The sequence below is a fragment of the Pseudomonas sp. PDM15 genome, from assembly GCF_014851565.1.
In the GTDB taxonomy this organism is placed as follows: domain Bacteria; phylum Pseudomonadota; class Gammaproteobacteria; order Pseudomonadales; family Pseudomonadaceae; genus Aquipseudomonas.
Window position 1 is genome coordinate 397,854 of the sequence record NZ_JACVAA010000005.1, and the last position, 19,316, is coordinate 417,169.

The window sequence follows — 19,316 nt, forward strand, 5'->3', positions numbered from 1 at the left end:
TATAAAGAGCCGGGGCGCCGATGGGCGTCCCGTGGGTATCAATGTAGAACGAAAAGCCGGGCCGGGCGCAGGCTGCGCTCGGCCGGGGTCGTCATTCAGCGGGCAGGTATTCTACAACTTCCAGGTCAAAGCCGGATATGGCGTTGAACTTCATCGGCGAGCTCATCAGGCGCATCTTGCGCACGCCCAGATCGCGCAGGATCTGCGAGCCGGCACCGACGGTGCTGTAGGTCGCCGGGCTCGGCGCCGGCTGCTTGCTCAGATGGGCCAGCAGTTCCGGACCGGTGAGCGGATTGCCCAGCAGCAGCACCACGCCGCTGCCGGCCTTGGCCACTTCGGCCATGGCCGCGCGCAGGCTCCAGCGCCCCGGCTGCTTGACCAGGAACAGGTCGCGCAGCGGCTCCATGCTGTGCACACGGACCAGGGTCGGTTCCTCGGCGCACACCTTGCCCAGGGTCAGGGCCATGTGCGCGGTGTTCTCCACACCGTCGCGGTAGGTGACCAGGGTGAACTGGCCCAGCTCGGTATCCAGCGGCTGCTCGCTGACGCGCTCGACGGTGCGCTCGTGGATCAACCGGTAGTGGATCAGGTCGGCTATGGTGCCGATCTTCAGATCGTGCTCGGCGGCGAACTTCTCCAGCTCCGGGCGGCGGGCCATGGTGCCGTCGTCGTTCATGATCTCGCAGATCACGCCGCTCGGCTCGAACCCGGCCATGCGCGCCAGGTCGCAGGCCGCCTCGGTGTGACCGGCACGGGCCAGCACGCCACCGGGCTGGGCCATCAGCGGGAAGATATGGCCGGGGCTGACGATATCGTCGGCCACTGCGTTCTTCGCCACGGCGGCCTGCACGGTACGCGCGCGGTCGGCGGCGGAAATACCGGTGGTGACACCTTCGGCGGCCTCGATGGAGACGGTGAATTTGGTGCCGAAGCCGGAGCCGTTGCGCGGCGCCATCAGCGGCAAGTTCAGTGTTTCGCAGCGCTCGCGGGTCATCGGCATGCAGATCAGGCCGCGGGCGAAGCGGGCCATGAAGTTGATATGTTCGGCCTGCACGCAGTCCGACGCGATGATGATGTCGCCTTCGTTCTCGCGGTCCTCGTCATCCATGAGGATGACCATCTTGCCGGCGCGGATGTCTTCGATCAGTTCTTCAGCGGTATTCAGAGCCATCTGGCCGTTCCTCAATTCTTCAGGTAGCCGTGTTCGGCCAGGAAACCTTCGGTGATGCCACTAGAGGTAGGCTCGGCGGCCTTGTCACCGAGCAGCAGGCGCTCCAGGTAACGGGCCAGCAGATCCACCTCCAGGTTGACCCGGCGGCCGGACTGGTAGTCGGCCATGATGGTCTCGACCAGGGTGTGCGGCACGATGGTCAGCTCGAACTCAGCGCCATTCACGGCGTTGACCGTCAGGCTGGTGCCGTCGACGGTGATCGAGCCCTTCAGGGCGATGTACTTGGCCAGCTCGCGCGGCGCGCGCACGGTGAACTGGATGGCGCGGGCATTGTCCTCGCGCTTGACGATCTCGCCGACCCCGTCGACATGGCCGCTGACCAGGTGCCCGCCGAGGCGGGTGGTCGGGGTCAGGGCCTTTTCCAGGTTGACCCGGCTACCGATCTTCAAATCGATGAAGGCGCTGCAGGCCAGGGTCTCGCGGCTGACGTCGGCCCAGAAGCCGTCGCCCGGCAGTTCGACCACGGTCAGGCACACGCCGTTGACCGCGATGCTGTCGCCCAGCTTGACGTCGCCCAGGTCGAGCTTGCCGGTCTGCACGTACACGCGTACGTCACCCCCCTTGGGGCTGAGGGCACGAATGGTGCCGATGGATTCGATTATGCCGGTGAACATGCGTCCTCCCGGTGGGTGTTGCAATGCAGCATGGATGAACTCCTGTTTTGGTCAAAAACAGGGCAATGCCGATCGATAGGGATTTTCGCGGGCGCAGCAGACGGCGCCCTGGAAGGGAATCCCGCTCTCTCTTTATCCGGACTATACCGTCGGCCCCGGAATCGCACCGGGTCTGCTGTCCCTTTCGCTGGAAAGGCGCTCGCGGGCTAGACAGTGACTGCCATTACCGCCGGTGGGGAATCACACCCCGCCCTGAGAACGTTGCAACCCGCAAAGTGGCTGCGGCTGGCTTTTTACCATATTTGCCACGCCACTGCATCGCGGCGCTTCGATCATACCCATCGAACGACCTCAGGCCGGCTGACGGGGCCTGGGTACGGCGATGATCCGCCAGTCGCTGCCGATGGCGCGCATCTCGCGGATGTCCAGCTCCTGCGCCTCGGCCATGCGTGCCAGCGGCCAGTCCAGTAGCGGGCGCGCGCTGGAGCCGAGGAATTTGGGTGCGACGAACAGCTGGTACTCGTCGACCAGCCCTGCGCGGGCGAAGGCTCCGGCCAGCTTCGGCCCGGCCTCCACCAGTACCTCGTTGGCACCACGTCCGGCCAGCTCCATCAGCAGCCGGCGCAGGTCGACATGGCCATTGCTGCCCGGCACCGCCAGCAGTTCGTGGCCGTCCTCGAGGAAACGATCGCGGGCGGCGGCCGCCGCACAGGTGGCAACCAGCGCCGGCCCCGCCTGGAAGAACGGCGCGGCGAGCGACACGCGCAGGCGGCCGTCGACCAGCACGCGCAACGGCGGGCGGTCGATGGCCAGGGCGGTCAGCTCGGCATTCAGGCCCAGTTCCTCGGCCCGCACGGTCAGACGGGCCTGGTCGGTGAGCACGGTATCGGCGCCGGTGATGATCGCGCTGGCCCGCGCGCGCAGGCGCTGCACCGCGGCGCGCGCCTCGGGACCGGTGATCCACTGGCTCTCGCCATTGGCCATGGCGGTGCGCCCGTCCAGGCTCATGGCCAGCTTGACCCGCACGAACGGCAGGCCCTGTTCCATGCGCTTGATGAAGCCAGCGTTGAGGGCTCGCGCCTCGGCCTCCAGTACGCCGCTGTGCACGGCGATGCCGGCGTGCATCAGACGCAGCAGGCCCTTGCCGGACACGTCCGGATTGGGGTCCTGCATGGCCGCCACCACCCGCGCCACGCCGACGGCCACCAGTGCATCGGCGCAGGGCGGCGTGCGGCCATGGTGGCTGCAGGGCTCCAGCGTTACATAGGCGGTGGCACCACGGGCCAGCTCGCCGGCCTGACGCAGCGCATGCACCTCGGCGTGCGGCTCGCCAGCCTTGGCGTGCCAGCCTTCGCCGACCACCTTGCCGTCGCGCACGATGACGCAGCCGACCCGCGGATTGGGATGGGTGGAGTACAGTCCCTTGCGCGCCAGCTCCAGCGCGCGGGCCATGTGTTGCTGGTCGGCAGCGCTCATTCCTTGGACGGCTCGCGGGCCAGGCGCTCGATCTCCTCGCGGAACTCGTTGAGGTCCTGGAAGCGCCGGTAGACCGAGGCGAAGCGGATATAGGCGACTTCGTCGAGCTTCTGCAGCTCGGTCATCACCAGCTCACCGAGCACCCGCGACTTGATCTCGCGCTCGCCAGTGGCGCGCAGCTTGTGCTTGATGTGGGCGATGGCCTCTTCCAGGCGTTCGACACTGACCGGACGCTTCTCCAGCGCGCGCTGCATGCCGGCGCGCAGCTTCTCCTCGTCGAACGGCTGGCGGCTGCCATCGGACTTGATCAGGCGCGGCATCACCAGCTCGGCGGTCTCGAAAGTGGTGAAGCGTTCGCCGCAGGCCAGGCACTCGCGGCGCCGGCGCACCTGTTCGCCCTCGGCGACCAGGCGGGAATCGATGACCTTGGTGTCGTTGGCGGAACAGAACGGACAATGCATGGAAGATGAGGCCCTACGAAACGGTGGCTCATGGTAGCGCATGCCCCCGACAAGACAAGCCGCCACCGTTGCGGTATACAGGCGCCCTTTTTTTGCGCTATTCCAGCTAGATACGCCGCCGCATCGGATGCCGCCATGTTGCAACGCCCCGCCCTCGCCTGCCTGATCCTGCTGCTGGCCGCCTGCGCCAGCGAGCCGCCCAAGCCCGTCGCCCCGGTCGCGCCACCCCGTCCGGCGCCCATTGCCAAGCCAGCCGCGCCCCAGGAGCAGACCCTGCCCGCCCATATGCGCGAGATACGCGGCAGCCTGCTGACGCCTCCGCCCGGCAGCGAAGTGGAGATGGCCCTGCTGGTGGTGGACGAGCGCGACCGCCCGCAACAGCTGCTGGGTAGCCTCAAGCTGGCCGGCGATGGCCGGGCCCTGGCCTTCCGCCTGCCGTTCAACCCCGACTACTTCCCGGTTGGCGCGCGGGTCGAGCTGCGCGCGCGCATCAGCCAGTCCGGTCGCCTGATCCTGCGCCTGCCGCCGCAACGGGTGACCCAAGCGGTGACCCGCGACTTCGGCGCGCTGTCGCTGGTCAGCGCACCATGAAGGCACCCGAAGCCCTGCAGGCCGCCCTGCAACAACTGCTTGGCGATGCCCGCCTGAGCGCCGAGACCCTGCCCGGCACCGATATCCGCCTGTGGCTGGTCGACCCGAGTAATATGGACCGCAGCTTCAGCCCGGAAGAGACCCGGCGCATCCTCGAGGAGCCGCCCTACTGGAGCTTCTGCTGGGCCAGCGGCCTGGCCCTGGCGCGATGGCTGGCGGAGAAGCCCGAATGGGTGCGCGGCAAGCGCGTGCTGGACTTCGGCGCCGGCTCCGGCGTGGCGGCCATCGCTGCGGCCAAGGCCGGCGCGGCGGAAGTGGTGGCCTGCGACCTCGACCCGCTGGCCATCGAATCCTGCCGGGCCAACGCCGAACTGAACGGGGTGGAGTTGAGCTATTCGCTGGACTTCTTCGCCGAACAGGACCGCTTCGACCTGATCATCGTCGCCGACGTGCTCTACGACCGCGCCAACCTGCCGCTGCTCGACGCCTTCCTCAGCCGCGGCAGGGAGGCCCTGGTGGCCGATTCCCGGGTCAAGGACTTCCAGCACCCGCTGTACCAGCGTCTGGGCCTGCTGGATGCCTGCACCTGGCCGGATCTGGCCGAGCCGGCGGAGTTTCGCAGCGTCAGCCTGTATCACGCCAAGCGCTGATCTCCCGTAGCCCGGATCTCATCCGGGAGACAGTGCGCCTCGCGCCCCGAATTGCATCCGGGCTACTTGTATCCGCGGCGCCCCGCCCGCATTTATAGTTCCAGCCTTTCGCCCTTCCGAGATTCTTCCATGAGCGATACCCCCTACATCTTCGACGTATCCGGCGCCGCCAGCTTCGAACAGCTGGTGATCGAGAACTCCTTCCACAAGCCGGTGCTGGTGGACTTCTGGGCCGAGTGGTGCGCGCCATGCAAGGCGCTGATGCCGATGCTGGCGAAGATCGCCGAGGAATATCGCGGCGAGCTGCTGCTGGCCAAGGTCGATTGCGATGCGGAGCAGGACATAGTTGCGCGCTTCGGCATCCGCAGTCTGCCCACCGTGGTGCTGTTCAAGAACGGCCAGCCGGTGGACGGCTTCGCCGGGGCGCAACCGGAGTCGGCCGTGCGCGAGATGCTCAAGCCGCATGTGACCGAGCCGGCACCGCTGGCCGCCGACCCAATGGAAACGGCCCAAGCGCTGTTCGCCGAGGAGCGCTTCGGCGAGGCCGAAACCGTGCTCAAGCAGCTGCTGACCGAGAACAACGAGAACGCCGCCGCACTGATCCTCTACGCCCGCTGCCTGGCCGAGCGCGGCGAACTGGGCGAAGCCGAGGCGGTGCTGGGTACGGTAAAAGGCGACGAGCACAAGCAGGCCCTGGCCGGCGCCAAGGCGCAGCTGACCTTCCTGCGTCAGGCCGCCAGCCTGCCAGACGCCGCCGAGCTGAAGAGCCGCCTGGCGCAAGACCCGAACGATGACGAGGCGACCTATCAGTTGGCCATCCAGCAGTTGGCGCGCCAGCAATACGAGGCGGCGCTGGATGGCCTGCTCAAGCTGTTCGTGCGCAATCGCAGCTTCCAGGAAGGCCTGCCGCACAAGACCCTGCTGCAGGTGTTCGACCTGCTCGGCAACGATCACCCACTGGTGACCCTGTATCGCCGCAAGCTGTACCAGGCGATCTACTGATGGCGCCCTTCCGCCTGCTGCTGCGGGTGCGCTACGGCGAGTGCGACGCCCAGCAGGTGGTGTTCAACGCCCGCTACGGCGACTACGTCGATGTGGCGGCCACCGAGCTCTACCGCGCCGTGTTCGGCAGCTACCAGGCCCTGCTGGAGCAGGGCCTGGACAGTCAGGTGGTACGCATGGTCACCGACTGGAGCGCGCCTGCGCGGTTCGACGATGTGTTGCAGCTGGAAGTCAGCACCCTGCGCCTGGGCAATAGCTCGTTCGCCCTGCAGGTGGACATCCGCCGCCAGGCCGATCAGGCGGCCATCGCCCGTAGCGAGATCACCTATGTGATGGTCGATGCCCAGGCGTTCACCAAGACGCCTATCCCTGACGCCATTCGCGCGCAGCTTGAACGCGGCGCGCCGGACGTGACGGTCAACCAGGCCGGTTGATCAGCCGACCCAGCGATACAGCGGCGCTTCGGCGCCGCTTTCTATTTGTACCTGCGGACAATGACGCAGGCGCACCAGCAGGCGCTTGCCGGCTGCATCGCCACCGGCCAGGGCGGATAGCTCGCTCAGCAATTGCGGACCTTCCAGACCGCCGGCGCGCTGCAGCAGCTCCTGCGCCAGCGGCCACAGGGCATCTGCCGGATTGCTGGCCGGCGTGGCTCGCGTAGCGGGCGCTGCTTCCACCGGCAGATGAGCCGCCAATTGCGCCCAGTCCTCGGCATCCATTTCCACCGTCAGGTCCACCGGCCATTCGCCGACCCGCCCCTTGATTCGCAGCATCTTTCCCACTCCCCAGGCCGCCATGCTGCCATGCTGCCATGCTGCCATGCTGCCATGCATGCCGAGGCTGGCCAATCGCAGCGATTAAGTGTTACAACATAACCTAACAATTGACCGCCGGAGTTTGCCCCATGCGCCGCACCCTGCTCGCCCTGCCCTTCGCCCTGCTGCCGCTGTCCATCGCCCAGGCCGACAGCCATGAACATGTGCACGACCACGATCATGCCCATGAAGAACACGGCAGCCTGGGCGCCCACGAGCACGGCGTGGCCAGCCTCAACGTGGCGCTGGACGGCCAGACCCTGGAGATCCAGCTGGAGAGCCCGGCAATGAACCTGGTCGGCTTCGAGCACGAGGCCAAGAGCGATGCCGACAAGGCCAAGGCCATCGCCGCGCGCAAGCAGCTGGAGCAGCCGCAGGCGCTGTTCGCCCTGCCGATCGAGGCCAAGTGCGCGCTGCAGGAAAGCGAGCTGGACAGCCCGTTATTTGGCGGCCACGAGCATGAGGAACACGAGCATGCCGACGAGCACGGCCACAGCGACATCGACGCCAGCTACCGCTTCGCCTGCGCCAACGCCGAGGCGCTGCAGACCCTGGAGCTGGGCAGCTTCTTCGGCACCTTCCCCGGTACCGAGAAACTGCATGTGCAGCTGATCGGCCCGAGCGGTCAGCAGGGTGTCGAGTTGACCCCGGGCAACTCGCGCCTGAGCTTCTGACATATCGCGGCGCACCTCCCGGGTGCGCCTTCCGTCCTCTTGCCCTTAAGCTGTCGTCCTCTCCGACGCGCGAATCGCCCATGCCCGACGCACTGATCGAACTCAACGACCTCGGCTTCGCCTGGCCCGGCCAGGCCGAGCTGCTGGATATCCCCGCCTTCACCCTGCAACGTGGCGAGAGCCTGTTCCTCAAGGGCCCCAGCGGCAGCGGCAAGACCACCCTGCTCGGCCTGCTCGGCGGTGTGCAGAAGCCCGGTCGCGGCAGCCTCAAGCTGCTCGGCCAGGAGCTGGCCAGCCTGTCCTCCGGCGCTCGCGACCGCTTCCGCGTCGACCATACCGGCTACATCTTCCAGCAGTTCAACCTGCTGCCGTTCCTCTCGGTACGCGAGAATGTCGAGCTGCCCTGCCGCTTCTCGAAGAGCCGCGCGCAGCGGGCGAGCGAGCGCCATGGCAGTGTCGATGGTGCCGCTGCGCAACTGCTGGAACACCTGGGACTGAAGGCCGAACTGCTGGAGCGCCGCGCCGACTCGCTGTCCATCGGCCAGCAGCAACGGGTCGCCGCCGCCCGCGCGCTGATCGGCCAGCCGGAGCTGGTGATCGCCGACGAACCGACCTCGGCGCTGGATCACGACGCCCGCGAGGCCTTCCTCCAGCTGCTGTTCGCCGAATGCCGCGCCGCCGGCGCCAGCCTGCTGTTCGTCAGCCACGACCAGAGCCTCGCGCCGCTGTTCGACCGCAGCCTCTCGCTGGCCGAGCTGAATCGCGCCAGCAAACCGGTGGAGGTCTGACATGCATCTGCTGCGTATAGCCCTGGCCAGCCTGGCCAACCGCCGCTTCACCGCCCTGCTCACGGTGTTCGCCATCGCGCTCTCGGTGTGCCTGCTGCTGGCCGTCGAGCGGGTGCGCACCGAGGCGCGCGCCAGCTTCGCCAGCACCATCAGCGGCACCGACCTGATCGTCGGCGCCCGTTCGGGCTCGGTGAACCTGCTGCTGTACTCGGTGTTCCGCATCGGCAACGCCACCAACAATATTCGCTGGGACAGTTTCGAAGCACTGGCTAAGAGCCCCCAGGTAAAGTGGGCGATCCCGCTGTCGCTGGGCGACTCGCACCGTGGCTACCGGGTGCTGGGGACCGCCCCTGGCTACTTCGAGCATTACCGCTACGGCCGCGCCCAACCGCTGCAGCTGGACCAGGGCAAGCCGTTCGCCGACCTGTTCGAGGTGGTGCTCGGCGCCGAGGTGGCCGAGGCGCTGAAGTACAAACTGGGCGACCAGATCATCCTGGCCCACGGCGTCGCCACCGTCAGCCTGACCCAGCACGACGACAAGCCCTTCACCGTGGTCGGCATCCTCGCCCGCACCGGCACGCCGGTGGACCGCACCCTGCACATCTCGCTACAGGGGATGGAGGCGCTGCACGTCGACTGGCAGAACGGCATGCCGGCCCGCGGCAACGCCAAGGTCTCGGCCGAGCAGGCGCGTGACATGCACCTGCAGCCCAAGGCGATCACCGCCGTGCTGCTGGGCCTGAAGAGCAAGGTCGCCACTTTCGCCGTGCAGCGCCAGGTCAACGAATTCCGTGGCGAACCGCTGCTGGCGATCCTTCCCGGCGTGGCCCTGCAGGAGCTGTGGAGCCTGATGGGCACGGCCGAGAAGGCGCTGTTCGTGGTCTCGCTGTTCGTCGTGCTGACCGGGCTGATCGGTATGCTCACCGCCATTCTCACCAGCCTCAACGAGCGCCGCCGCGAGATGGCCATCTTGCGTTCGGTGGGCGCGCGGCCCTGGCATATCGCCGGGCTGCTGGTGCTGGAAGCCCTGGTGCTGGCCGGGGCCGGGGCCGCACTGGGCCTGGCCCTGCTGTATGGCGGCATCGCCGCCAGCCAGGGCTGGGTGCAGGCGCAATATGGCCTGTACCTGCCACTGGCGCTGCCCAGCGCCTATGAGTGGAGCCTGCTCGGCGCTATTCTGGGCGCCGCGCTGCTGATGGGCGCCGTGCCGGCCTGGCGCGCCTATCGGCAGTCGCTGGCCGACGGTCTGTCCATTCGTCTATGAGGTTGCCCATGCGTCATCTGTTGTTCGCCCTGCTGCTCGCCGTCGCTACCCCGATCTGGGCAGGAGAGCCCCGCGAGCTGACCTGGAGCGAGCTGATTCCGAAAGACGCACCGCCGCAGGCGCCACAGCAGGCGCCGATGCACGACCTGTCGCAGCTGGCCGATGCCCTGGCCGCCGAGAGCGGCCCGGCGGCCGAGCAATCGGAGCCGGACGCACCGGTAGTCAAAGACCTAGACAATCAGCAGATCAAGCTGCCCGGCTACATAGTGCCGCTGGACGTGACCGAGGAAGGCCGGGTGACCGAGTTCCTCTTCGTGCCCTACTTCGGCGCCTGCATCCATGTGCCGCCGCCACCCTCCAACCAGATCGTGCATGTCACCAGCGAGCTGGGCGTGCAGATGGACGCCCTGTACCAGCCGTTCTGGATCGAGGGCCCGCTCAAGGTCGAGGCCACCGACAGCGAGATGGGCAGCGCCGGCTACAAGATGACGGCGGAGAAGATCTACGCCTACGAGATGTAGTGCGACAGGCCGCCGCACCCCGAGATGCGCGGCCATTGAGCCAGATCAACAAGCGCCCGCGAGGGCTCCGTAGCATGACAGTCAGCCAATACGAACTGCTGACTCCCCGGAGCCCATCATGAATAAAACACTGTTCGCCACTTCCCTGCTGGCCCTCGCCCTGGCCGCTCCGCTGGCCCAGGCCCACCAGGCCGGCGACATCATCCTGCGCGCCGGCGCCATCACCGTCGACCCGCACGAGAGCAGCAGCGACATCTGGGTCGGCGCGCTCGGCACCGACGTGGCCGGCACCAAGGCCACCCTGGACAGCGACACCCAGCTGGGCCTGAACTTCGCCTACATGGTCACCGACCACGTCGGCGTCGAGCTGCTGGCCGCCACTCCGTTCAGCCATGACGTCGGCGTCAAAGGCATGCCCGGCGCCTTCGCCGGCCTCAACGGCAAGCTCGGCGAGCTCAAGCATCTGCCGCCGACCCTGAGCGTGGTGTACTACCCGCTGGACGCTGCCTCGGCCTTTCAGCCCTATGTCGGCGCCGGCATCAACTACACCTGGTTCTTCGACACCAAGCTGAGCAGCGAGGCCGAGGACAAGGGCTTCAGCGGCCTCGACCTGGACGACTCTTGGGGCCTGGCCGCCCAGGTGGGCATGGACTACATGCTGACCGACAACGTGATGGTCAACGCCCAGGTGCGCTACATCGATATCGACACCCAGGGCAGCACCAGCTTCGGCGGCCGCGAGGTCGAAGTGGATGTAGACGTCGATCCGTTCGTGTACATGATCGGCCTGGGCTACAAGTTCTGAGTCCTGTCCGTAGCAAACAAAAAGCCCCGCACTTGCGGGGCTTTTTCGTTGCAGGTCGCGCACCACGCCGGCGTAGCCCGGATGCAGTCCGGGAGGCAGAGCGGCCAGTGTTCCCGGACTACATCCGGGCTACCACTCTGCGCTCGCGATAAGCATGGGCGATTTCTGCACCCTCCCTACTCAGCGTCCGAGCAACCGTGCCAGGCCCTGTGCCAGCGGCGTGGCTGGCGCCAGCTGGTAGCGCTGGCGCAGCAGGCTGTTGTCCGCCTTGGAGTGGCGGATATCGCCGGCGCGCGCCTCTCCATAAATAACTTCGGGCAGGCTACCGAGCACCTGGCGCACGGCGTCCAGCAGCTGGTTGAGGCTGACCGACTGGCTGTGGCCGACATTCACCGCGCCAGGCTCCACCGTTGCCTTGCTCAGGCCCTGCACCAGCAGCGGCACCAGGTCGGCGACGTAGAAGAAGTCGCGGGTCTGCTCGCCGTCGCCGAACACCGTGATCGGCAGACCGGCCTGGGCGCGCTCGGTGAAGATGCTGATCACCCCCGAGTAGGGCGACGAGGGGTCCTGGCGCGGACCGAAGATATTGAAGAAGCGGAAGATCGCCGGCTCCAGGCCATGCTGGCGGCGGTAGAAGTCCAGGTAGTACTCGCTGGCCAGCTTGTCCGCGGCGTAGGGGGTCAGCGGTGCCTTGGGCGTGTCTTCACCGACCGCCACGCCCTCGCCATTGTTGCCGTACACGGCCGCGCTGGAGGCGAACACCACCCGGCGCACGCCGGCCTCGCGCATGGCCTCGCAGATGTTCAGGGTGGCGACGAAGTTGCTCTGGTGGGTGCTTACCGGGTCGTCCACCGAGGCCTGCACCGAGGCCACCGCGGCCAGGTGCGCCACCGCGCTGCAGCCGGCCATGGCACGGCGCACCAGGGCGGCGTCGGCGGCATCGCCCTCAATCAGCTCCAGGCGCGGATTGTCCAGCGCCAGATTGCTGCGCTTGCCGGTGGACAGGTTGTCCAGCACGCGCACCCGATGGCCGGCGGCCAGCAGGGCATCACAGAGGTGGGAACCGATGAAGCCGGCGCCGCCGGTGACTAGGATCAGGGAGTCGGACATGGGATTCTCGAGAACGTGTCAGGCGTGGCGATAGTAGCGATCGAGTAGCGCCGGCAGCCCGGCGCGCCAGGCCCGCGGCTTGATGCCGAAGGTATGCAGGATCTTCTTGCAGGACAGCACCGCGTGCTGCGGCTCGTCGGCGGCGTCGCTGCGGGCGGCGTGAGCCTGGGGGCCCACCTCCTGCACCTTGAGCGGGTGCAGGCCGCGCACCTCGCCGATCACCGCCTGGCCCAGGGCCAGCGGCGTGGTCGCCTCGTGGCCGCCGTAGTGATAGATGCCCCACAGCGGGCTCTGGCAGTCCAGCTGCTTGAGCACGGCGAGGATGACCCGCGCGGCGTCGTCGACCAGGGTCGGGTTGCCGCGACGATCGTCGGCCATGAACAGCTCCTGTTCCAGCTCGGCGCGGCGCAGGAAGCGGCCGAGCAGGCCGTCGGCGCTGTCGTCCAATAGCCAGCCGAAGCGCAGCAGCACATGGCGCGGGCAGGTGGCGCGCACGCACTGTTCGATGCGCAGCAGGGCCTGGCCACGCAGGCCCAGGGGCACCGGTTCGTCCTTCTCGCTGTAGGCGGTGGCCCGCGAGCCGTCGAACACCCGGTAGCTGGAGGGTTGCAGCAGCAGGATATTGTGGTGCTGGCACAGTTCGGCCAGACGCTCCATGGCCCGCTCCTGGGGCGCGAAGCGGCGCTCGTCGAAGCCCTCGGCCTGGAACCAGTCGAAGTAGTAGGCCAGGTTGATCAGTGCGTCGGGGCGGGTCTCGTCGAGCAACTGGGTGAGGCTGGCCCGGTCCCATCCGCCTTCCGGCGGACGCGGGGCGAGGAAGCCGATGTCCTCCTCGGCACCCTGGCGCACCAGCGCCTGACCCAGGGCATTCCCCCCTCCCAGCAACAACAGCCGCATTCGCATAGTTCAGAACAAGACCCGAAAGACCGACGAAGGCCCCGGCCGCCGTGGCGGCGGGGCGAAAGTGGTCATTCTGCGGGTTTCGCGGCGGCTCGTCACTACCGGGGCCGGCGCAGCGGCCCGGTGGCGGGCTACTGCACGGTGAAACTGCGGCTGGCGCCGGAGAAGGCAGTGATCCGACCAGTCACCGGCGCCTTGCTGTCACCGTAATGGACCAGGCGGTACTCGCCAGCGGGCGTGCCGGCGGGAATGGTCCAGCGCAGGGTGGCGTGGGAGGTGCCCCAGAAGCCGTCCTTGCGCAGCCAGTGGTATTGGGTGCTCCAGTCGTTGTCGCGAGCCACCACCTGCCAGGCGCCGTTCACCTTGCGCTGCACCTCGAGGAAGGTGCCCTCGGTGCGCAGGTTGTTGCGCGGGTGGCCGGTCCAGAAAACCGCCTGGGCCGTGTCGCCGATGCGGTACTGGGCGTTGGCGTCCGTCACCACCTGACCGAAGCGCTTGCCCAGCGGCGGATTGTCGTAGACCACCCCGGTGACGAAGTTGCTCTGGTCGTTGCGCAGGTCGCGCGGCAGCAGGGTGCTGATCACCGCCTGCTGGTCGCGCATGGCCACGGCCAGGTCGTGGAACACCTGCTGGTAGGCAGCCAGGGTCCAGCGCCCGAAGTGGGTGGAGCCGCCCTCGTAGTGCTGCTTGTCATACTCCTCGGCGGTGGTGACGTAGCCGGAATAGGCGTTGGACAACCCGGCCACCACCAGCAGTTGGTCATTGCCGAGTACCCCGCGCACCGTCTCGCGCAGGCGCCGGCCGGACATCACGGTGAACTCGCCGGGTACCGCCAGCAGGGCGAACTGGCCGATGCGCAGGATCGACGCCGGCAGCACCTCGGGGCTCCAGGGATAGGGCTTGAACGCGCTCTGCTGGAGGATGATCGGCTTGGGCGCCTGGCAGGCGATGTCCGCCGCCGTGGGCGGAGTGATGGTCTGGGTGATCAGGTTGAGCAGCGGATTGGTCTCTACCGTACCCTCGTCGACATCCTCCAGGCCACGGCCGTCCTCGGTGCCGGCGGCGAAGGCATAGCCCAGCGCGGCGTTGCAGGTCTGCCGCTCCTGGCCCTGGCCGAACTGGGGGCGCACGCGAATCTTGGAGAAGTCGTTGTACTGCTGGCGGAAGTCGACGGCGCCGGTCAGTTGCAGGCTGGCGCCCTGGTACAGCGCCAGTGCCTTGTCAAACTGGCGGTCGCCGATGATCTCGGTGTTGCGGAACTGGTCCTGGGTCGGACCGGTGCCATCCAGGTTGAGATTGGGCGTGGTGTCGGCATGGTTGCTCTGGGCGAAGGAGGCAATGAAGTCCGGGTTGCCCTGGGCCCTGGCCAGCTCCTCGAAGCGCCATTCGGCTCGGCCCTTGTTGTCGCTGGTGAGCAGGGTGTTGCCCTTGTTCATCGACACCGGGTGCACGGCGAACCAGCTGATCATGCCGGCATCGCGATCCCCCTGGCGCAGGCGCAGCACCAGCATCTCCGGATCGATCGAGCTGCCGTAGCGCGCCCGCTCCTCGGCCGGGTTGTTGTCGTAGGCGGCCTGCGAGCGGTTGATGCTGGCGTTGCTCAGCTCGCCGCGATTGACCAGCACGTGGCCGGGCTGCAGGTTGGCGTGGGCCTCGGCGATGGCTGCGACTATGCCGTTGACCTGGGCCTCGAAGTTCTCCTTGATGAAGCCGAGGATGGTCACGTTGTACAGCGCGTAGTGCGACTGACCGCCGGCGGCGCCGTGGGTATGGGTGGCGCTGAGCACCACGTTCTGCTCGGTGTAGCGCTCGCCGAAACGCTGACGCAGGCGCTCGACCACCGCCTGGTTGACCGACTGGAACAGCGCGCCGGCATCGACGTTGACGAACACCACGGCGGGCCCGCCGTTGGACTGGGCGACGATGTAAGCGCGGGCGTACTGGCGGTTGTGGATGCCGCTGCTTTTCTGCACGGGATCGGCATAGCCCATCATGCCGACCTCGGCAGCCGCGCCGGTGACGTCGTACTTGCCGACGCCGATCAGGTAGTTGTCGCTGTAGGCCTGAACGGCCAGGGACAGGACGCTACCCAGGAACGCGAGCAGCAGTGTGGCGATTCTCCTTGTTTTCATGTTTCAGCACCTCGAGCCAAAGGCTCTTGCATGAACTGCAATCGGTGGCTTGAACTCAGCCGGTGGGTTTCTCGGTCGTCCGGTTTTGCGGCGGCAAAGCTCCGCCCTGCGGCGAGGCCGCAAGCCCGAACCCCCAAGGTGGAAAGCTGTTCGAATGCCCCCTCCGCAGCGGGAGAGGGTCAGGACGAGGGGCTGACGATCGCCCCTCGCCCATGCAGGGTTACTGCGTACCCTTGCGGCGCAGACTGGCCGGGGTGAAGTAGTTTTCCGGCGGCGGCGTGAGGAGGAACTGGCGCGGCGCCTTCTCGTTGTTGCGCAGGCCGATGGCCGTGTAGCTGCGCGCAATCAGGTCGTGGAACACGATGTTCACCGGGGTGATCACCGGCACCTCGTAGGCGTTCTTGCTGAACGCCAGGTTGACGTGCCACAGCTCGCCGCGGGCGTCGTAGTTCTCCACCATCAGGGCGTACCAGCTGTCCTCGTCCAAGTAGAAGCGGCGCTTGGCATGCACGTGGCGCTGGCCCTGGCGCAGGGTCGCTTCGACCACCCACACGCGGTGCATTTCCCAGCGGGTCAGGTCGCTGTTCAGGTGGCCCGGCTTGACCAGCTCATCCACCTTGCGCCCCGGTTTTTCCATGGCGTAGTTGTGGTAGGGCACCAGCAGGCTGCGCTTGCCGATCAGCTTCCAGTCGTAGCGATCGGTGGCGCCGTTGTACATGTCGGTGTCGTCGGCGTAGATGCCGTCGATCGGCGTGTCGTAGGCCAGGGTCGGCGCGCGGCGCACGCGGCGCTGGCCGGGGTTGTAGATCCATGCCGAACGCGGCTCGGCGACCTGGTCGATGGTCTCGTGCACCAGCAGCGCACGGCCCACGTCGCGGGATGGCGGCAGCAGCTCGCTGGCGAAGAAGTACATGATGTTGTCGAGGCTGCCGGCGTCCTTTTTCGGGTTGTAGTAGTTGGACAGCAGCTGGATGCGCTCGCGCAGGATCGAGTAGCTGCCGCTGGTGGTGACCTGGGCGGTCACCGACACCTCGTCCTGATAGCGGCCCTGCCAGCGGGCGATGTGGTTCCAGATCGCCTCGCGGCCATCCGCCGGAATCGGGAAGGGAATGCCGGCGTAGGCGCCCTGCAAGCCGTTGCCGCCTTCGGCCAGGGTCGCCTGCTCAGCGTTGCGCCGGGTGTTGGCGATGATCTCGCTGGGCGCGACGAAGCTGCGATGGCTGGGAAAGACCGGCAGCTTGAAGGTCTGCGGATAGGCCTTGAGCAGCGCCTTGACCCCGTCACTCAGGTTGGCCTCCTCGGCGGCCATGTTCTGCGCGTCGATAACCCGCAGCGGCTTTTCGTCGGCATAGGGATCGGCGTGGAAGCTGCCCGGCCCGCCGTAGCCGGCCGGCGCCTGCACGGCAGTGCCCCACTCGGGGATGCCCTTGGCCGCATCGCCCTGGCGCTCGCCGCCGAAGGGAGTCAGCGCGCCATCGAGTTGCGCTGCCTGCTCGGCACTCACCTTGGCCTGGACCGCCAGGGGCAGCAGCAGACCGAGGGAGAGCAGGACGGAGGTAAATGCTGTTCTGGTCATGGGATTTCCGCCGTCAGAAGGAATAGGAGACGTTGAGGGCGACGTGGTCGCGATCGATCAGTGCGTTGTCCTTGCGCGCGCCCCAGAACGAGGTGTAGGCCAGCTTGCCGGCCAGCTTCTGGCCGTACTTGGCGCCCAGCTCGAGGGTGGCGGACTTGCGCCCCTGGACGAAGTTCTCGTTGAGCGACGGCGAGGTGCCGGACACATCCTGGCGGAAGGTCAGCCCCGGCATCAGGTCGAAGTTGGGCTGCACGTCCTGCAGCAGGCCGGAGAAGTTCACCGTGTAGCCCCAGGCGAAGGAGTCCAGGTAGTCGTAGTTGACCGTGTCGAGCAGGCTGCCCGGCACATGGTTGAAGGCCACCTCGGCGAGCATGATCAGGTCGTCCATGCCGGCGGTGGGGCCGAAGGTGTGGATGGTCGAGACCGAGCCGGTATACAGCTCGTGGCGCTTGTACAGGTCGATGCTGCGGCGCGAGTCGTTGGCCGAGCCGTCGCCGAACTCGCCGAGATCGATGCTGCCGCCGCTGGCCCCGCCACCACCGAGGGCGCCCTCGGCCATGGTCTCCAGCTCGTAGATCATCGAGGGTTCCAGCGGCGCGTTGGGCCGGTAGGTCAGCTCGCCGGCGACGCTGGTGTCGCCGATGGTGCCGGAGACGCTGAGGCCGAACAGGCGGATGTCCTCGGGGTAGATGAAGTCGTAGTAGGTGCTGTCGAGCAGGGCCAGGCCGTCCACCAGCGGCACCGAGGCCGGGTCGAGCGCCTGGGCCAGGCCGCACAGATCACTGAAGTTGCCGCCGCTGCCGGCGCTGCAGGCCATGGACTGGCCCTTCTGGATGCGCAGGAACGGCACCTTGCTGTGGTAGTTGAGGTAGTAGAGGCTGAACTCGGTGTTGTTCCATTCCTCCACCATATAGCGCATGGCGACGCCGAACTGGCCCTCGTCGCGGGCGTCATGCTCCTTGCCGTAGCGGGCACCGGCGACGATGCCATTCTCGCCGTTGAGGCCTGGCACCAGGTCGGCCAGCGGGCCCAGCTCGTTGCGCAAATCGACCAGCACGCCATTGCTGCCCTTGCCGAAGTAGTCCTGGTTGTTGAGGAAGGCGCCGGTGGGAATCAGCTCGTGACCCTTCCACTCCAGGCCGTAGAAGGCTTCGACGTTCAGCGCATCGGTCAGGCCCAGCTGGCCGGAGATCATGTTGGTCGGCAGCAGCGCATCCTTGAGGCTGGCGTTGGGCAGCACCACGCGACCGATGTCCACCGGGTTGATGACGTTGATGCCGTCGGCGTAGTAGATGCCCTCGCCCCAGTTGATCACCTGGCGGCCGAACCGCAGGCTGTACGGCATCTCGCCGACGTAGCGGTTGGTGTAGAGGTAGGCGTCGAGCAGGCGCGCGCGGTGGCCGGCGCGGTTCTCCAGGTCCGAGGGGTAGCGCTCGTCGCTGTCGGTGTTGTGGGTCTCGAAACCGTCGCCGCTGGGATCGTGATCCATGATCTGGGTGTCGTACCAGGCGGTGCCTCGCATGAACAGGCCGTCCTGCTCGGTGCGCACGTGCAGCTCGGAGGTCAGCTTGAATTCGTTGGAGACGAACCCGGTGTCGTAGTACTCGCTGCCATCGTTGTTGTTGGTGAAGACGTTCTGGCCGCCGCGTTCGATGTGCTCGGGCGAACTGGTGCGGTACACCGAGGTGAACTCGGCGACGCTCTCCAGCGACGTGGTGACATTCGGCCCGGTATCGATCTCGAAGGCCTGGGCCTGCATCCCCCAGATGCCTATCCCGACTGCCAGCGCTATCTTGCTCTTGTTATGCGACATGCTGCTGTCCCCTAGCGGTGATGTGGCGAAACTAGCCGACTTGAAAAAACCTCCATGGGGCCGAGGCGGACAAAAACAGACGCCGAAAGGGCCCTTGAAACATTTCTACACAGGTGCCGAACAACACTCTGCGCAGTGCTTATTACGCCTGCCGGGCAAAGGCCTCGAGGCTGCTGGTGTAGATGAATTGCAGGGTGCATTTGAGCTGCTGTACCCGCTGCTGGCGCTGCTCGGCCGGCAGGGTCAGGGCCAGCTTGGTCACCGAGCTGCTGCCCTCGCACAGCACCAGCGCCAGACCCTCGGCCTGCTCCGGATCGACATTCGGATGAGCGCTGAGAATCGCCGTGGCAACCATGCCCGCAGTGGCCAGGGTGTCGGCCTGGTTCAGCTCACGCAGCTCCGGCGCCGCGGCCACGCAGCCCCACACCTCGACAAAGCCCGGATGACTGATCTGGATCTCCACCATCAGGTCGATCAATCGTTCGATCAGCAGTCCCGCATCGGCGCTGTTGGCCGGGTCGACGATCAGCTTGAGGTCCTCCTCCAGACGCGCGCTGACGCTGCTGGTGTAGCGCTGCCAGACCTCCTTGACGATGGCCAGCTTGGTCGGGAAATACAGGTACAGCGAGGCGATCGGCAGGCCGGCCTCGCGGGCGATCTCGCGCATCGACACCGCCTCGTAGCCACGCGCGGCGATCAGCTCGAGGGCGACCTTGAGGATCGACTCGAAGCGCGCCTGGCTACGCTCCTGCTTGGGAGCACGAGGTGCTTTGGGTTTCACCACGGGGGTGCTTGACAAGGTTTTGTTGGCCACAGCATTCTCGAAAAACATGAGCAATGCTTATGTTTTAGCGCGACTCTCGCAGAATGGGAAGAGGCCGATGAATTCGAGG

General features: G+C 66.9%; 20 protein-coding genes and 1 riboswitch. Of the genes, 9 read left to right on the plus strand and 11 right to left on the minus strand.

Going from position 1 to position 19,316, the window contains the following annotated elements:
* Window positions 1–91: 91 nt before the first annotated feature.
* The 4 genes from ribBA to nrdR form a co-directional block, all read right to left on the minus strand.
* Entirely contained in the window at window positions 92–1,171 is a 1,080-nt protein-coding gene (ribBA, locus tag IB232_RS16480) for a bifunctional 3,4-dihydroxy-2-butanone-4-phosphate synthase/GTP cyclohydrolase II (protein ID WP_192399682.1), read from the minus strand.
* A gap of 11 nt (window positions 1,172–1,182) precedes the next feature.
* A complete protein-coding gene (locus IB232_RS16485; RefSeq protein ID WP_192399683.1) occupies window positions 1,183–1,845 on the minus strand; it encodes a riboflavin synthase in 663 nt (220 codons plus the stop codon).
* A gap of 119 nt (window positions 1,846–1,964) precedes the next feature.
* A riboswitch (FMN riboswitch) is annotated at window positions 1,965–2,109 on the minus strand.
* Window positions 2,110–2,196: 87 nt separating this feature from the next.
* Window positions 2,197–3,321 (minus strand): bifunctional diaminohydroxyphosphoribosylaminopyrimidine deaminase/5-amino-6-(5-phosphoribosylamino)uracil reductase RibD, encoded by a 1,125-nt coding sequence (gene ribD, locus IB232_RS16490; protein ID WP_192399684.1) that lies wholly within the window; start codon window positions 3,319–3,321, stop codon window positions 2,197–2,199.
* Entirely contained in the window at window positions 3,318–3,782 is a 465-nt protein-coding gene (gene nrdR, locus IB232_RS16495) for a transcriptional regulator NrdR (RefSeq protein WP_137970782.1), read from the minus strand. The genes ribD and nrdR overlap by 4 nt, the downstream gene beginning before the upstream one ends.
* Before the next feature lie 135 nt (window positions 3,783–3,917).
* Here nrdR and IB232_RS16500 point away from each other — a divergent pair, with 135 nt between their 5' ends.
* The 4 genes from IB232_RS16500 (at window position 3,918) to IB232_RS16515 (ending at window position 6,459) form a co-directional block, all read left to right on the plus strand.
* Complete coding sequence (locus IB232_RS16500) at window positions 3,918–4,373, plus strand: YbaY family lipoprotein (RefSeq protein ID WP_192399685.1); 456 nt, start codon at window positions 3,918–3,920, stop codon at window positions 4,371–4,373.
* Entirely contained in the window at window positions 4,370–5,023 is a 654-nt protein-coding gene (locus tag IB232_RS16505) for a class I SAM-dependent methyltransferase (protein WP_192399686.1), read from the plus strand. Before IB232_RS16500 ends, IB232_RS16505 begins: the two co-directional genes overlap by 4 nt.
* 129 nt (window positions 5,024–5,152) lie before the next feature.
* Window positions 5,153–6,025, plus strand: a complete 873-nt coding sequence (gene trxA / locus IB232_RS16510; RefSeq protein WP_192399687.1) for a thioredoxin — start codon at window positions 5,153–5,155, stop codon at window positions 6,023–6,025.
* Window positions 6,025–6,459 (plus strand): acyl-CoA thioesterase, encoded by a 435-nt coding sequence (locus IB232_RS16515; protein ID WP_192399688.1) that lies wholly within the window; start codon window positions 6,025–6,027, stop codon window positions 6,457–6,459. Before trxA ends, IB232_RS16515 begins: the two co-directional genes overlap by 1 nt.
* Here the strand turns inward: IB232_RS16515 and IB232_RS16520 are convergent, their stop codons facing one another.
* The gene (locus tag IB232_RS16520; protein ID WP_192399689.1) at window positions 6,460–6,798 is read right to left on the minus strand and encodes a hypothetical protein; all 339 of its coding nucleotides are present in this window, start codon (window positions 6,796–6,798) and stop codon (window positions 6,460–6,462) included. It abuts the gene before it with no gap.
* Window positions 6,799–6,929: 131 nt separating this feature from the next.
* Here IB232_RS16520 and IB232_RS16525 point away from each other — a divergent pair, with 131 nt between their 5' ends.
* From IB232_RS16525 to IB232_RS16545, 5 genes are all read left to right on the plus strand, one after another.
* Window positions 6,930–7,514 (plus strand): DUF2796 domain-containing protein, encoded by a 585-nt coding sequence (locus tag IB232_RS16525; protein WP_192399690.1) that lies wholly within the window; start codon window positions 6,930–6,932, stop codon window positions 7,512–7,514.
* An 80-nt stretch (window positions 7,515–7,594) separates the two neighbouring features.
* Window positions 7,595–8,302, plus strand: coding sequence for an ABC transporter ATP-binding protein (locus tag IB232_RS16530; RefSeq protein ID WP_192399691.1), 708 nt, complete (start codon window positions 7,595–7,597; stop codon window positions 8,300–8,302).
* 1 nt (window position 8,303) lies between these two features.
* A complete protein-coding gene (locus IB232_RS16535; RefSeq protein WP_192399692.1) occupies window positions 8,304–9,566 on the plus strand; it encodes an ABC transporter permease in 1,263 nt (420 codons plus the stop codon).
* Window positions 9,567–9,574: 8 nt separating this feature from the next.
* Window positions 9,575–10,087: a DUF3299 domain-containing protein gene (locus IB232_RS16540; protein ID WP_192399693.1), complete on the plus strand. Its 513-nt coding sequence runs from the start codon at window positions 9,575–9,577 to the stop codon at window positions 10,085–10,087.
* 118 nt (window positions 10,088–10,205) lie between these two features.
* Window positions 10,206–10,892, plus strand: a complete 687-nt coding sequence (locus tag IB232_RS16545) for an OmpW/AlkL family protein (RefSeq protein WP_192399694.1) — start codon at window positions 10,206–10,208, stop codon at window positions 10,890–10,892.
* Between the two features lie 180 nt (window positions 10,893–11,072).
* Here IB232_RS16545 and IB232_RS16550 read toward each other — a convergent pair whose 3' ends face one another.
* The 6 genes from IB232_RS16550 to IB232_RS16575 form a co-directional block, all read right to left on the minus strand.
* Window positions 11,073–12,002, minus strand: coding sequence for an NAD-dependent epimerase/dehydratase family protein (locus IB232_RS16550; RefSeq protein ID WP_192399695.1), 930 nt, complete (start codon window positions 12,000–12,002; stop codon window positions 11,073–11,075).
* A gap of 18 nt (window positions 12,003–12,020) precedes the next feature.
* Window positions 12,021–12,905, minus strand: coding sequence for a sugar nucleotide-binding protein (locus IB232_RS16555; RefSeq protein ID WP_192399696.1), 885 nt, complete (start codon window positions 12,903–12,905; stop codon window positions 12,021–12,023).
* Window positions 12,906–13,033: 128 nt separating this feature from the next.
* Entirely contained in the window at window positions 13,034–15,034 is a 2,001-nt protein-coding gene (locus IB232_RS16560; RefSeq protein ID WP_192399697.1) for a neutral/alkaline ceramidase, read from the minus strand.
* Window positions 15,035–15,254: 220 nt separating this feature from the next.
* Window positions 15,255–16,610, minus strand: a complete 1,356-nt coding sequence (locus tag IB232_RS16565) for a DUF1329 domain-containing protein (RefSeq protein WP_192399698.1) — start codon at window positions 16,608–16,610, stop codon at window positions 15,255–15,257.
* Between the two features lie 13 nt (window positions 16,611–16,623).
* Window positions 16,624–18,423: a DUF1302 domain-containing protein gene (locus tag IB232_RS16570; RefSeq protein ID WP_192399699.1), complete on the minus strand. Its 1,800-nt coding sequence runs from the start codon at window positions 18,421–18,423 to the stop codon at window positions 16,624–16,626.
* Window positions 18,424–18,565: 142 nt separating this feature from the next.
* Window positions 18,566–19,204, minus strand: a complete 639-nt coding sequence (locus tag IB232_RS16575; protein WP_192399700.1) for a TetR/AcrR family transcriptional regulator — start codon at window positions 19,202–19,204, stop codon at window positions 18,566–18,568.
* Window positions 19,205–19,316: the final 112 nt, after the last annotated feature.